Source organism: Paraburkholderia phytofirmans (assembly GCF_046028095.1).
GTDB classification, from domain to species: Bacteria; Pseudomonadota; Gammaproteobacteria; order Burkholderiales; family Burkholderiaceae; genus Paraburkholderia; species Paraburkholderia phytofirmans_A.
In genome coordinates this window covers 121,547-135,493 of sequence record NZ_JAQQDJ010000010.1, presented here as the reverse complement: position 1 = coordinate 135,493, position 13,947 = coordinate 121,547, and the positions used below count along the sequence as shown (strand labels likewise).

The 13,947-nt window shown below is 64.6% G+C and carries 14 protein-coding genes, 1 other RNA gene and 1 riboswitch; of the genes, 8 read left to right on the top strand and 7 right to left on the bottom strand.

Annotated elements, in window-relative coordinates:
• Window positions 1–33 precede the first annotated feature (33 nt).
• The 3 genes from ssrS to PQR54_RS26070 all read right to left on the bottom strand — a co-directional run bounded on the left by ssrS (window position 34) and on the right by PQR54_RS26070 (window position 1,017).
• Window positions 34–215: non-coding RNA, 6S RNA (ssrS, locus tag PQR54_RS26080), on the bottom strand.
• A gap of 134 nt (window positions 216–349) precedes the next feature.
• A complete protein-coding gene (locus tag PQR54_RS26075; protein WP_012432043.1) occupies window positions 350–664 on the bottom strand; it encodes a cell division protein ZapA in 315 nt (104 codons plus the stop codon).
• Window positions 661–1,017 (bottom strand): ATPase, encoded by a 357-nt coding sequence (locus PQR54_RS26070; RefSeq protein ID WP_408250712.1) that lies wholly within the window; start codon window positions 1,015–1,017, stop codon window positions 661–663. The genes PQR54_RS26075 and PQR54_RS26070 overlap by 4 nt, the downstream gene beginning before the upstream one ends.
• Window positions 1,018–1,225: 208 nt before the next feature.
• A riboswitch (cobalamin riboswitch) is annotated at window positions 1,226–1,482 on the top strand.
• 91 nt (window positions 1,483–1,573) lie between these two features.
• Here PQR54_RS26070 and PQR54_RS26065 point away from each other — a divergent pair.
• The 6 genes from PQR54_RS26065 to cobC are packed head-to-tail and all read left to right on the top strand — an operon-like array spanning window position 1,574 to window position 7,897.
• Complete coding sequence (locus PQR54_RS26065) at window positions 1,574–3,481, top strand: TonB-dependent receptor domain-containing protein (protein WP_408250710.1); 1,908 nt, start codon at window positions 1,574–1,576, stop codon at window positions 3,479–3,481.
• Window positions 3,482–3,511: 30 nt separating this feature from the next.
• Complete coding sequence (locus tag PQR54_RS26060; RefSeq protein WP_408250708.1) at window positions 3,512–4,564, top strand: FecCD family ABC transporter permease; 1,053 nt, start codon at window positions 3,512–3,514, stop codon at window positions 4,562–4,564.
• Window positions 4,564–5,406, top strand: a complete 843-nt coding sequence (locus tag PQR54_RS26055) for an ABC transporter ATP-binding protein (protein ID WP_408250706.1) — start codon at window positions 4,564–4,566, stop codon at window positions 5,404–5,406. The genes PQR54_RS26060 and PQR54_RS26055 overlap by 1 nt, the downstream gene beginning before the upstream one ends.
• Window positions 5,407–5,441: 35 nt before the next feature.
• Window positions 5,442–6,503, top strand: coding sequence for a nicotinate-nucleotide--dimethylbenzimidazole phosphoribosyltransferase (gene cobT / locus PQR54_RS26050; RefSeq protein ID WP_408250704.1), 1,062 nt, complete (start codon window positions 5,442–5,444; stop codon window positions 6,501–6,503).
• A 42-nt stretch (window positions 6,504–6,545) separates the two neighbouring features.
• A complete protein-coding gene (locus PQR54_RS26045; RefSeq protein WP_408250702.1) occupies window positions 6,546–7,322 on the top strand; it encodes an adenosylcobinamide-GDP ribazoletransferase in 777 nt (258 codons plus the stop codon).
• The gene (gene cobC / locus PQR54_RS26040; RefSeq protein ID WP_408250700.1) at window positions 7,307–7,897 is read left to right on the top strand and encodes an alpha-ribazole phosphatase; all 591 of its coding nucleotides are present in this window, start codon (window positions 7,307–7,309) and stop codon (window positions 7,895–7,897) included. The genes PQR54_RS26045 and cobC overlap by 16 nt, the downstream gene beginning before the upstream one ends.
• A 29-nt stretch (window positions 7,898–7,926) precedes the next feature.
• Here the strand turns inward: cobC and PQR54_RS26035 are convergent, their stop codons facing one another.
• The 4 genes from PQR54_RS26035 to cobU form a co-directional block, all read right to left on the bottom strand.
• A complete protein-coding gene (locus tag PQR54_RS26035) occupies window positions 7,927–8,829 on the bottom strand; it encodes a cobalamin-binding protein (RefSeq protein ID WP_408250698.1) in 903 nt (300 codons plus the stop codon).
• 66 nt (window positions 8,830–8,895) lie between these two features.
• A complete protein-coding gene (gene cobD / locus PQR54_RS26030) occupies window positions 8,896–9,960 on the bottom strand; it encodes a threonine-phosphate decarboxylase CobD (protein ID WP_408250696.1) in 1,065 nt (354 codons plus the stop codon).
• On the bottom strand, window positions 9,953–10,888 hold the full coding sequence (gene cbiB / locus PQR54_RS26025) for an adenosylcobinamide-phosphate synthase CbiB (RefSeq protein WP_408251028.1): 936 nt from the start codon (window positions 10,886–10,888) through the stop codon (window positions 9,953–9,955). Before cbiB ends, cobD begins: the two co-directional genes overlap by 8 nt.
• Entirely contained in the window at window positions 10,888–11,445 is a 558-nt protein-coding gene (cobU, locus tag PQR54_RS26020) for a bifunctional adenosylcobinamide kinase/adenosylcobinamide-phosphate guanylyltransferase (RefSeq protein ID WP_408250694.1), read from the bottom strand. Before cobU ends, cbiB begins: the two co-directional genes overlap by 1 nt.
• Before the next feature lie 336 nt (window positions 11,446–11,781).
• On the opposite strand from cobU, the gene PQR54_RS26015 reads away from it, so the two are divergent.
• Together PQR54_RS26015 and PQR54_RS26010 are read left to right on the top strand one after the other, a co-directional pair.
• Entirely contained in the window at window positions 11,782–13,242 is a 1,461-nt protein-coding gene (locus tag PQR54_RS26015; protein WP_408251026.1) for a cobyric acid synthase, read from the top strand.
• Window positions 13,243–13,390: 148 nt separating this feature from the next.
• Window positions 13,391–13,807, top strand: a complete 417-nt coding sequence (locus PQR54_RS26010) for a DoxX family protein (RefSeq protein ID WP_408250692.1) — start codon at window positions 13,391–13,393, stop codon at window positions 13,805–13,807.
• The last annotated feature ends 140 nt before the right edge of the window (window positions 13,808–13,947 follow it).

Below are 13,947 nucleotides of genomic sequence, written 5' to 3'. Positions count from 1 at the left end.
GGCACCGAACCGAAGTCCGATGCCGTTCTAAATAAGGTCCCCGCCTTAGCCGCTAGGCCGGCATCCTGAACCGGGGGTTCAGAATTGGTCGCAGTTAGCAACACTTCGGGTACATCAGACAGAGTGACGCGCACACCCGTGCTACAAATTTCCGCAACCGTGCACATGGCATTGGTTCAAGGAATATATGACCTTGGCGAACCAGGCAGGGAAGCTAAACCGATGAAGCTAAAAACAAACTACCGATAGAACTCAAACGTTTGCTGAATCTTGCACACCTTGTGCTCACACATTCCGTTTGAATCCGCCGCCGATCTCAGGACCGGCAGCACGATAACACATGAGGCTCTTATTGCATGCTGTACTGCTCAATCACAGTACCTAGTTGTTCGTTCATTTGATGCATTGTACGCCGGATTTCTTCAGCGGGAAATGCTTCTCCGTGTCTCACGCTCGATTGCAGTCTAAGCAGTTCCGATGCCAGCGACAGCGCAGCCATGACAGCAATGCGATCCGTGCCGCGCACGTTGCTGTTATTGCGGATCTTCGACATTTCGGCGTCGACGCGTGCGACCGCTTCGAGCAGCGCTGCTTCCGTTTCCGGCGAGCAGGCGAGGCGATAGGGCACGCCGAGAATCGATACTTCGATCTGCTTGGTGGTCATGCATTTTCTCCGTGGCGGGTCACGTCGCTCTCGGTTTCGGCTACTTGCTGAGCGGGCTCGAGCAGATCGAGCTGGCTGTCCGGCTCACTGTGCGCGCGAGCACGCGGCAGCTTCTCGAGGATCGCATTCAGGCGCACTTGTGCGTCGTCGATCTTCGCCGACAGCGCGTCGCGTTCGGCCTGCAACGCGTTACGTTCCTCGCGCAGCATTGCAAGTTCCGTGCGCGTGGCTTCGGCATCGGCGCGCGATTGCGCGAGTTGCTCTTCGAGCGCGAGTCGCGCTTCATTGTGGCGCTGGCTGATCGCGATCAGCTTGCCGATATTCTGTGAAAGTGTTTCGAGTTCGGTGAGCATCTGCTGCGTCCTCTAAAGACATCGCATTTTAGCGCGGAATGTCGCAGGTTCCGACAATTGTCTCGTTTCGAGACGTAACAACATCGCTTTCTGCAGGCTTTTTATCGACCATATGATGAAAAAGTACTCACGCGTCGGACAATAGCCTGCACTTAACAGAACACATGGCCTGCGGTTTCACCATTCTTGACGGACTCCGAGGCCGCTCCTAAACTGCCCGCACTCTGGTGCCCGCGTGCGTTTTTCAACGGCGCACGCAGTTAAACGGGAAGCAGGGCGCGCGATTGAACTGAACGCGCCAACCTGCGCTGCCCCCGCAACGGTAAGCGACCGCATTCGTCATGCAAGTCGATCCTGATCGCGTGTTGGAAGTTCAACTCGCGAGTGTGCCACTGCGCGTCTCGCGTGGGAAGGCGGGATCGATGTGTCGCCAGCCCGGATACCGGCCAGAGGGAGAGGCACGTCACGCGCGCAAATGTTAAATACGCGGGCGCCTCGTTACGCATCGGCCTGCGGGGAAGCGGGCCGCGCACGCTATCCACAGGACTTTCATCCCATGCTGTCCCCCATCGCCCGCGCGGCGCTGCTCGCTTTTGCGAGCCTGCCGATCGTCGTGCACGCGCAAGCTGCGTCTTCGTCTTCGTCTTCTGCTTCATCTGCTTCGTCTTCGTCGGCGGATTCTTCGAGTTCGGCGTCATCTTCGGCGGTGTTGTCGCCCGTTGTGGTGACCGCGGATCGCGCGCCGCAAGCACTCGCCGACACGATCCCGCAGACCTCGTTGTTCGATCAGCAGGATATCGCCGACACCACCGCGACCGATTTGCCCGGCCTCCTGCAACTCGCGCCCGGCGCGCAAATCTCGCGCACAGGTGGTCCCGGTTCGACAGCGAGCCTCTCTTTACGCGGCGCGTCGTCGACGCAATCGCTGCTGCTGATCGACGGCGTGCGCGTCGATTCGGTAAGCCTGGGTGCGCCGCAACTCGCGCAGATCCCGCTCGATCAGATCGATCACGTCGAGGTGGTGAACGGCAACGTGTCGGCGTTATACGGCTCGGGCGCGATCGGCGGCGTAGTGCAGGTGTTCACGAAAGACGGCGGCGACCATCCGCCGCGTTTCAATTTTTCGCTCGGCTACGGCAGCTATCACACGCAGACGCAGCAGGCGGGTGTGAACGGCGCATTGGACAAAGACGGCAACACCACCTTCAGCATTTCGCTCGCGCGTTCGAAGGACGACGGCTTCTCGTCGCTGAACACGAAGGAGGCGCCCAACGCCAATCCAAATGCGAACGGCTATCTGAACGAGAGCATCTCCGCCTCGCTGCGCCACAAGTTCAACGACAGATGGGATGTGGGTGTCAGCTACTTGCAGTCGAACGGCAACAACAGCTACGACAATGCGTACGGCCTGCCCACCGATCTGAACAACCTGTATAGCAAGGTGCGCCAGGTCTCTGCGTTCGCGAACGGCAAGCTGACCGACTGGTGGACCACGCACTTCATCGTCGCCGAAGGCGACGACCGCAGCGTGTCGAACACCAACGGCGTGTACAACGGCCGCTTCGATACCGACAATCGCCAGTACACATGGCAGAACGATTTCGCGCTCGCCGCGCAGCAGAAACTGCAGATCGGCTATGAGCATCTCGACCAGAGCCTCGACTCGGACACGTTCGCGGCGCCGGACCGTCATGTGGATTCGGGCTTCGTCGGCTACACGGGGCGCTTTGGACGCAACCAGATTCAGGCCAACGTGCGGCGCGACCAGTATTCCGATTTCGGCGGAGCGAACAGTTACTATCTCGGCTACGGCTTCGACATCACCGGCCATTGGAAGGTGACCGCAAGCTATTCGGATTCGTTTCGCGCGCCGAGCTTCGACGATCTGTACTATCCGTTCAGCGGCAATCCGTCTATCCAGCCGGAGCGCAGCCATTCGATCGAAGCCGCGCTGCAGTACGCATCGAATGCGCTCGGCGTGATGCGCCTGACCGCATTCCAGACGCGCTACTCGAATCTGATCAACTATGAGCAGGTGACGCCCGGCATCTATCTTGCCGAGAACGTCGGGCATGCGAAGGTGCAAGGACTCGAAGGATCATGGAGCGGCCATGTCGGCAAGACGGACGTGCGCGCTTCCGTAACGCTGCAGAATCCTGTGGATCTCGACAACGATGCCGACCTCGTGCGACGTGCGCGGCGCTTCGGCGCGCTGACGGTGAACCGCAGCATCGCCGGGTGGCGGGTGGGCGGCGAGTGGATCGTGAGCGGCCCGAGCAATGACAGCAGCGGCAAGCTGGGCGGCTATGGCGTGGTGAATCTGTCGGCGCGCTACAACATCACGAAAGCATGGTACGTGGCCGCGCAAATCCAGAATCTGTTGGACAAGGACTATGAAACGGCCTACTCGTATAACTCGCCGCGGCGCGGTGCGTATCTCACGGTTGGATGGCAGCAGCAGTGATGCTTGCACCTCCTCGTTGAGTTCGCGCGGATGAATCGCCACTCGAGTTCGATGTCCGCGACTTTGCGCGTGATGAGCGCGAAGCGCGCGGCCGCGATCTGGCTGGCGCTCGCCGTCATCGCGCTAGCGGTACTGATGGCGTCGCTCGCGCTCGGCAGCGTATCGCTCGCGCCGATGCGCGTGCTGGCGGCGCTGATGCCGTCGCATGCGCCGTCTGCCGGTTCTGCCGATCTGGCGGCGGAAATCGTCCGCACGCTGCGTTTGCCGCGCGCGCTGGCGGGCTTCGCCTGCGGCGCGTTGCTCGCATTGGCCGGCGCGTTGCTGCAAGTGCTGCTGCGCAATCCGCTGGCCGAGCCCTACGTATTGGGTGTATCGGGCGGTGCGGCGAGCTTCGCGCTGGTCGCGATGATCGCCGGCTGCGCATGGTGGATCGTCGACGCCAGCGCATTCGCCGGCGCATTCGTGTCGATCCTGCTGGTGCTCGGCCTCGCGCGCCGCGAGTTGTGGCGCGGCGAGCCGCAGGACACCTCGCCGCGTTTGCTGCTGACTGGCGCGGTGATCGCGGCGGGCTGGGGCGCGCTGATTACTTTGCTGCTCAACCTTGCGCCGGACAACCGCTTGCGCGGCATGCTGTTCTGGCTGACCGGCGACCTCAACGGCGGCGCGATGCCGTGGACGGCGCTCGCCGCGCTCGTCATTGTGTTGCTTGCGATCGTGCCCGCCGCGCCGCGTCTGAATGTGCTGCTGCGTGGCGACGCCGCCGCGCAGGCGTTAGGCGTCGCGGTGATGCCGCTGCGTCTGCGGGTGTATCTGGTGGCCTCGCTCGCCGCGGCCGCGGCGGTGACGACAGCGGGCACCATCGGCTTTGTCGGACTGGTCGTGCCGCATATGCTGCGGCTCGCGTTCGGCAACGATCAGCGCATGCTGCTGCCGGCCGCCGCGCTCGGCGGCGGCGTCGCGGTGATGGGCGCGGACCTGATCGCGCGCACCGTGATCGCGCCGGCGCAGTTGCCGGTCGGCGTGATCACGTCGATCATCGGCGTGCCGGTGTTTCTGTGGATGCTGTTGCACAGGCGCCGATAATGCAAACCCGTCACGCTCCTTCTCACGAATCGGCACTCAGCGCGCAGCGTCTGACCTTGCGTGCCGGCGCACGCACCTTGCTCGATGCCTTCACGCATACCTTCTACGCTGGCGAGATCTGGTGCATCGCCGGCCCGAACGGCGCGGGCAAGACGACTTTGCTCTCCACGCTCGCGGGTTTGCTGCAACCGTCGGCGGGACATGTCGAACTCGACGGCGTGCGCCTCGCCGACTGGCCGCCATTGCCGCTCGCGCAACGCCGCGCGCTGATGCCGCAAAGCGCGCCGGACGCATTCAGCGCGAGCGTGCTCGACATCGTGATGCTGAACCGCTTCCCGCATCTGACCGGCTGGGGCTGGGAGCGCGAAGCCGATCGCGCAGCGGCGCACGCGGCGCTGGATCTGTTGGGACTCGCCGCATTCGCCGCGCGCGATGTGCTGTCGCTCTCGGGCGGCGAGCGGCAACGCGTGGCGCTGGCGGCGGTGCTGTGCCAGGACGCGCCGTTGCTGCTGCTCGACGAACCGTTGTCGCATCTCGATCTGCATCATCAGATCGACTGCCTCGAAGCGCTGGCCGCGTGGACGCGCGAGCCTCGGCGTACAGTCATGTTTTCGTGCCATGACCTGAACCTCGCGCGCCGTTTCGCGACGCATGCGCTGCTGCTCGACGGCGTGGGCGGCGCGTATGCCGGACCGGTGCACGATGTGTTGACGCCCGCGCTGGCGAGCCGCGCATTCGGTTATCCGTTGCTTCTGATTCGCGACGGTGAACACGAGGCGCTGATTCCCGCGCCGCGCGCGCGTCACGAATCGCCTGCCGGTCATGACACGCCGGCAAGCTAATCGCTTCATTCCAACATTCTCTTTCAGACACGCTCATGACTTCATTGCCACGCTTGCCCGGATTGCCCGAAGTCGAACCGCTCGATCAAACGCTGCGTGACGAGTTGCAGCACATCATCGATACCAAGACGAAGCCGCCCGGCAGTCTCGGCCGGCTCGAAACGCTCGCGCGCCAGATGGGCCTGATTCAGCGCACGACGCATCCCACCGTGACGCGCCCGGCGATGATCGTGTTCGCCGGCGACCATGGCGTGGCCGACGAGGGCGTGAGCCCTTATCCGCAAGCGGTGACCGCGCAGATGGTCGCCAACTTTCTCGCGGGCGGCGCGGCGATCAATGCGTTGAGTCGCGTCGCGGGCATCGAGCTCGAAGTCGTCAACGCGGGCATTGCGACGCCGTTGCCATGCACTGCGGGTCTTATCGACATTCCGATTGCGGCCGGCACGCGCAACTTCGCACGCGAACCGGCCATGAGCCGCGACCAGGCGATCGCTGCGATGCAGGCGGGCGCGGCGCGCGTGCGGCATCACGCGGCGCTCGGCACGAATGTGATCGGCTTCGGCGAGATGGGCATTGCGAACACCTCGGCGGCCGCGTGTCTGATGAGCCGCTTGTGCGGCGTGCCGATCGACGAATGCGTCGGCCGCGGCACGGGTCTCGACAACGCCGGGCTCGCGAAAAAGCGCAACGTGCTGGCTTCGGCGCTCGCGCGTCACCCCGTGTCCAGCGATCCGCTCGACGTGCTCGCCACCTTCGGCGGCTTCGAGATCGCGATGATGGCGGGCGCGTATCTCGCGGCCGCCGAGGCGCGCATGACGATTCTGGTCGACGGCTTCATCGGCACCTCGGCCTTGCTGATTGCCGACGCCTTCGCGCCGAGCATGCGCGAGTACTGCGTGTTCGCGCATGCGTCGAACGAAGCGGGGCATCGGCGGATGCTCGATCATTTCGGTGCGCTGCCGTTGCTGTCGCTCGACATGCGTCTCGGCGAAGGCACCGGCGCGGCGCTCGCGGTGCCGTTATTGCGCGCGGCAACGGCGTTCATCAACGAAATGGCGAGCTTCGAATCGGCCGGCGTCGCGAATCGCGATGCGTGATCCGCTCGATCCGTCAGACCGAAACGCACACCGCGCACGCTCATGAATCCGCTCGCTGAACTGCGGTACTTCTTCACTGCGCTCGGCTATTTCACGCGTGTGCCCGTGCCGCGTTGGGTCGGCTATGAGCCGCATTATCTGAACGCGGCGGCGCGTTATTTTCCGTTGGTCGGTGTATTGGTCGGCGGATTGAGCGCACTGGTCTATCTCGCCGCGCTGCGCATATTTCCGCCGGGCGTGGCGGTGCTGTTGTCGATGGCCGCGTCGCTGCTCGTAACCGGCGCGTTTCACGAAGACGGCCTCGCCGATTGCATCGATGCGTTCGGTGGCGCCTATACGCGCGAAGACGTATTGCGAATCATGCATGACTCACGCATCGGTGCTTTCGGCGCCATCGCGCTCGTCATAGCGCTTGCATTGAAGTGGCAAACGCTCGCCGCATTGCCGCCGATGCGCGCCGCAAGTCTGATGATTGCCGCGCACGCGGCGAGCCGTACCTGTGCGATCAGCTACCTGGCCACGCTCGACTACGTGCGTGCCGAAGGCAAGGCCAAACCGGTCGCGCAGCGCCTGAGTGCCGGAGCGTTCATTTGCGCCGCGATGTTCGGTTTGCCGTGGTTGCTGTGGCCCAATGGGCTCGCCGCGCCGGACTGGCGCTTCGCGTGTTCAGTGGTCGTGGTTCTGGTTGTACTTCGCGTGGCAATGGGCCGTTATTTCGTCCGACGCATTGGCGGGTACACCGGCGACTGCCTCGGCTTCGCGCAGCAGGTTTTTGAATTGAGCATTTATCTGGTGGGGCTCGCATGGATATCGTCCTGATTCGTCATCCCGCGGTCGCGCTCGATGCGGGCGTGTGTTACGGCCACAGTGACGTGGCGCTCGCCGAAGATGCCGAAGTGTCGTCGGCGACGCTCGCCCTGAAGCTCGCGACCTTGCAGGTGCCCGCGCCACGCGTGCTGATGTCGAGTCCGCTGAAGCGCTGCTCGGCGCTCGCCGCCGAGTTGGCGAACGACTTCGGCAGCGTCGTCAGTCACGACGACCGGCTGATGGAAATGAACTTCGGCAATTGGGAAGCGCAGCGCTGGGACGCGATCGATCGCGAATTGCTCGACGACTGGGCGGCCAACTTCGAACACGCGCGGGCGCATGGCGGCGAAAGCGTCGCGCAGTTCGTCGCGCGGGTGCGTGCATGGCTCGACGCATTCGCGCTCACGCGCGAGTTGTCGCCGGCTTATGTGGTCACGCATGCGGGCGTGATGCGGGCGATCGCGTCGATCGTGCTGGACGTGCCGCTGGAGCGCTGTCTGCGATGGTCGCTCGATACGACCGGGATCGTCTGGTTGCGCCGGAACGATGAAACGCAGCAGTGGGTGTTGGTGCGGTGGAATGCGTGAGGCGTGGCTTGTAGTTGACCTTGCGTGAGTTACTGCGCGCTTGGCCTCCTGCGAGAGCGCGCTACTTCGAGGTCCTCGCACATTTGCTTCGCGCCTTGCGCGATGCGTGGCGCCGGGCGGTTGATCAGATCGCCGTCGATAGCAAAGAGATTGTTGTTTGCCACGGCAGTCAGGCTCGGCCATGCGCGCCATGCGCCGAGTTGCGGCAAGGTGGTGTCCGGCTTGGTCGCGCCCGGTGCGGCGGTGACGATTGCTTCCGGATTCGCGGCGAGCACCGCTTCGGTCGAAACCGTCGGCACCAGCGGCTCCAGTTTGGCGAACACGTTGCGGCCACCGCATAGCGCGATCACGTCGCTGACCATGTGCTCGCCGTTGAGCGTCATCAGCGGCTGATCCCACACCTGATAGAACACGCTGACGGGCGGCCGGCTCGCATACTGGTTGCGCAGCTTTGCGATTTCCTGACGATAAGCGGCCGCCGCCGCATCCGCGGTCGATGACGTGCCGAGCAATTGTCCGAGTTTCGTCAGCGACACGGCGACGTCGTCGAGATGATGCGGCTCGCTGAAGAACAACGGAATGTGCATCTCGCGCAGGCGATCGAGTTGACGCTGCGCATTGCCATGCCGCCACACCACGATCAGATCGGGTTTGAGCGCGACGATGCGCTCGAGATCGAGCGCCTTGTTGTCGCCGACGCGCGGCAACTGTTTCGCTTCGGGCGGATAGTCGCTGTACGACACGGCGCCGACCACTTTCGCGCCGCCGCCCGCGGCATACAGCAATTCGGTGACGTGCGGCGCGAGGCTGATGACACGTTGCGCGGGCGCGGGCAACGTGACGGTTGCGCCGGTGTCGTCGGTCACGGAGATGGCGGCGTGAGCGTGATGTGCGGTGACGAAGAGTGCGAAGGCGAGGGCGAGTCGGTTCATCGTGCGAGGCTGCGGAGCGCGTAGTTAGCGCGGAGTTATTGTGGGAGCGAGTTCGTTTTCTTTGAATCAGCCCGCTCGTGTGGGATCGATTTCTCGTACGGCCTCGCGCAAGCTTTCTTCGAAGCGTGCCCATTCGGCTTCGCTCGCGGGCAAGCCGAATCGAACGCTGCCCGACGATGTGAATAGACGCGTCCACACGCCGCGTCGCGCGAGGGCTTCGTGCAAAGCGGCGGCGCGTGGATCGTCGGTCCACGCGAAGAGCGGCGTGGTGCGTGTGTTGAAGCCTTGCGCGTGCAGCAGACCGACCAGTCGCGCGCTTTCTGCATCGAGCCGGATGCGCATATCCCGTTGCCAAACTTCATCGGCAAATGCGGCTTTGACGGCGTGACGGGCCGGACCACTGACCGTCCACGCGCCGAGCGTGACGCGCAAACTGTGAAGCAAGGCAGGCACGCCGAGGACGAACCCCGCTCGTACGCCGGCGAGGCCGAAGAATTTTCCCGGCGAGCGCAACACGATCAAACCTTCGCGATGCGTGCTTGCCGCGAGTGAGGCGGACGGCATCGTATCGGCGAAAGCTTCATCGACCAGCAGCGTGCCGCCGCGCGCGCTCAGTTGCGCGTGCCAGTGCAGCAGCGTGGCGGCGCTCAGATGCGCGCCGGTCGGGTTGTTCGGATTCACGACGACCACATGCATGAGCGCTTCGGGCAATGTTTCCCAAGCGACATCGAGCGGCGTCACTTCATGGCCGCTGCGCTCGAATGCAGGCGCGTATTCGCTATACGTAAGCGGCGCGATGCCGACGCATGCGCGCGGCAACAGCGCGGGCAGCGCGCGAATCGCCGCCTGGCTGCCCGCGACCGGCAGCACATGCGCCGCATCGGGCGCGCCGTAATAGCGCGCGGCGCAAGCGGCGAAATCATCACCGTCGTCGGGCAGACGGCGCCAGGCGTCGGCGGGAACCGGCGGGACCGGATAGCCGTGCGGATTGATACCCGTCGACAGATCGAGCCACTGCGCGTACGGAATGTCGTAGCGCCTCGCCGCTTCGTGCAGATTGCCGCCGTGCACGACGGCATCTGTCGCGGCGCCTGCTTCGCCGTCCACGTGTCCGTTCATCGAATCAGCCATGAAACGGCACGCTCAACAACGCCAGCACGATCAGCACCGCGAGCCACAGAATCACCGTACGCTCGACCAGCATCAATGCGGCGCTCACGTGGCTGGCTTTCGCGGTATGTCCGAAGCCGAGTGTCGGCCGATGTTCCAACGCGCCGTGATACACCGCCGGGCCGCCGATCAGCACGTTCAAACTGCCCGCGCCAGAAGCCATCACCGGCCCGGCGTTGGGGCTGTCCCACCGTGGCGCCTGCTCGCGCCAGCAGCGCCACGCGGTGCGCGTGTCGCCGAGCAGCGCGTAGCTGGCGGCGGTCAGGCGCGCGGGAATCCAGTTGAGCACGTCGTCGATACGCGCGGCCGCCCATCCGTAGCGCAAATAGCGCGGCGTGCGATAACCCCACATTGCGTCCAGTGTGTTGGCGAGGCGGAAGGCGAGCGCGCCCGGACCGCCCGCGATGGCGAACCAGAACAGCGCGCCGAAGATCGCGTCGTTGCCGTTTTCGAGCGCCGATTCGACGGCGGCGCGCGATAGCGCGCCTTCGTCGGCATCCGCGGTTTCTCGCGAGACGATGCGCGCGGTCAGCAAACGCGCCTGTGCGAGATCACGTTGCGCCAATGCCTGTGCGATCGGCGCGATGTGCTCATGCAGACTGCGCGCGCCGAGCGCGAACCACAGCAGCAGCACATGCACAACGCAGGCCGCGTAAAACGGCAGCACGGCGACCAGACACCACGCGATCAGCACCGGCGGCATAACCGCCAGCGACCACGCCAGCAGACCTTTGAGCCGCAAGCGCCGGCCGGTGTTGTAGCGGGTTTCCAGACGCTTCGCCCAGTTGCCGAAGCCCACCAGCGGATGCGCCGCGCGCGGCTCGCCGAACCAGCGGTCGACGGCGACGCCCGCAGTGGCCAGCGTCACGAGAAGCGGAAGCGAGAGCATCACGCGTGGCTCGCGGTTTTCAGCGCGAGCGGCAATCCGGCGACCATCATCGTGGCCTGGGTGCTCAATGCGGCGATGCGCTGGTTGAGCCGGCCGAGTTCATCGACGTAAAGACGCGTGGCCGCGCCGAGCGGCACCACGCCCAAACCGATTTCGTTGCTGACCACGATGAGCTTGCCTTTGACGTTGACGAGCACCGCTTCGAGCGCGGCGACGTGCGCGTGATAGCGATCGAGCGGCAGGGCGTCTTCTTCTTTTGGCGGACACAGCAGATTGGCGAGCCACAGCGTCAGGCAATCGATCAGGATGCAGTGGCCGGACGCGTCGTTTTGCGACACGGCGCCCGCGAGATCGACGCCCGCTTCGAACAACTGCCAATGCGCCGGACGCCGTTCGCGATGATGCGCGATGCGAGCGCGGAATTCGACGTCGTCCGTCACGCGCGCGGTGGCGATGTAGGTGACGGGGAGGGCGCTGTCGGCGGCAAGCTGTTCGGCGTGCGCGCTCTTGCCTGAGCGGGCGCCGCCGAGTACGAAGGTGAGATCGCGGGGAGTCATCGCGTGATTGTACCGGCGTGCAGCGTGGGTCGGCGCGATGGATAATGCTGGGTTTGATGGGTAGAGTGCGCTCGTCGCGCTCGTCGCGTTCGGTGCGAACAACGCGAACAACGCGAATGACGCGAATGACGCGAGCAATGCAAGCGACGCAAAGCGAGTTGCATGCAGGCATTAGCCGCGTCCCACACCCCGCACACACCGCCGCTGCGTCAACGCGGCATTGCCGCTTGCTTCCCTGCTCAACCCGATTGACTCACTGTTCGCCGCCGAGCCCAAGATTCCGTGACCACCACTTCGACCCCGCCTGACGCCGTACCCGTGCCGCGCGGCACGCTGATGATTCAGGGCACCACCTCCGATGCCGGCAAGAGCACCCTGGTCGCCGGTTTATGCCGGCTCGCGCGCCGCGCCGGTGTGCGGGTCGCGCCGTTCAAGCCGCAGAACATGGCGCTCAACAGCGCGGTGACCGTGGACGGCGGCGAGATCGGCCGCGCTCAGGCTTTGCAGGCGATCGCCGCGGGCATTGCCGCGCACACGGATCTGAACCCCGTGTTGCTCAAACCGACCAGCGACCGCGGCGCGCAAGTGATCATCCACGGCAAGGCGCGCATGAATCTCGACGCGCGGGCGTATCACGACTACAAACCCGTCGCGTTCGAGGCGGTGCTGGAATCGTATGCGCGTCTGCAGGCGGCGTACGAGACCATATTCGTCGAAGGCGCGGGCAGTCCGGCGGAAATCAATTTGCGCGATCGCGATATCGCCAACATGGGTTTCGCGGAAGCGGTGGATTGTCCGGTCGTGCTGGTCGCCGATATCGACCGCGGCGGCGTGTTCGCCCATCTCACGGGCACGCTCGCGTGCCTGTCGGAGAGCGAGCAGGCGCGGGTGCGCGGGTTCATCATCAACCGTTTTCGCGGCGACGTCAGTTTGCTGAAGCCCGGCCTGGATTGGCTCGAAGCGAAAACCGGCAAGCCGGTGCTCGGCGTCGTTCCCTACCTGCACGGCCTGACGCTCGACGCCGAAGACATGCTGCCCCCCGAATTGCGCGCGGCGCACAGCGGCGGCGCGGGACGCATGCTGCGAGTGGTCGTGCCGGTGCTGCCGCACATCAGCAATCACACGGATTTCGATGCGCTGCGCGCGCATCCGCAGGTCGATTTTCATTACGTGCGTAGCGGTACGCCGGTGCCGCCGGCTGATCTGATCATTCTGCCAGGCTCGAAGAACGTGCCCAGCGACCTGGCATTTTTGCGCGCGCAAGGCTGGGACGCGGTGCTGCAAAAGCATTTGCGTTACGGCGGCCGCGTGATCGGCATTTGCGGCGGCATGCAGATGCTCGGGCGTGAAGTGGCCGATCCGCATGGGGTCGAGGGTGCGCCGGGGACGTCGGCGGGGCTCGGCTGGCTCGACTACTCGACGGTGCTCACGCGCGACAAGACGCTCAAGAATGTCACCGGACACCTCGCATTGCCGGGCTCGGCGGAAGTGGCCGGCTACGAAATCCATATGGGCGAGACGCGCGGCCCGGCGCTCGACACGCCCGCGCTGCGCCTGGGCGATGCATCGGCGGCGCATCCCGACGGCGCGATTTCCGCCGACGGCCAGATTCTCGCGACTTACGTCCACGGGTTGTTCGATACGCCGGCCGCGTGCGCCGCGCTGCTCGCCTGGGCGGGTTTGAGCGATGCCGAGGAAATCGACTATCCGGCTTTGCGCGAGGCGTCGCTGGAACGGCTCGCGGATACGCTGGTGGAGCATCTCGATCTGCCGAAATTATTTGCGGCGATTGGGTGAGTTGGGGGTCCGGCGCGTCGGGCGGGGCAATTAACTCCCACTGAGAAATAATCAAAGCCCGTAGAACGGTTTTTCGCTTCATGTGGTTCGAATAGAGTTCGGACATCGACGGCCGCTTGCTGGCTGTCCCTCTCTCAAGGATCTCGTCATGAACTCGAACCGTTCCGCCGATCTGGCCGCTCTACTTCTTCGCGTCGCTTTGGGCGTGCTGTATCTCGCTCACAGTCTGCAGAAGATTTTCGTCTTCACGCTGCCCGGCACGGCACAGTTCTTCGTTTCGCTCGGCTTGCCGGGTTGGCTCGGCTATGTGACGGCGTTCGTCGAACTGTTCGGTGGCATCGCGCTGCTGCTCGGCCTGCAGGTCCGCTGGGTCGCGCTGGTGCTGCTGCCTTTCATGCTCGGCGCGATGTCGCAGCATCTGCATAACGGCTGGGGTTTTGCGTCGCCGCACGGCGGCTGGGAATATCCGGCGTTCTGGGCGGTGACGTTGGTGGTGCAGTCGCTGCTCGGCGGCGGGGCGCTGGCGTTCGGTGGGGCGAGGGCGCCGCGGACGGTGGCTGCCTGATCGGCCAAGGCCCAGCACGGGCAAGTCCAGTGCGGCCAAGCCCAGTACGGCTAGGCCCAGTACGGCCAAGCCCAGCAATAAAAAAGCACGCGCCCGGAAGGCCGCGTGCTTTTTCATGGCGCGTCACTCCGTTGCGCCAC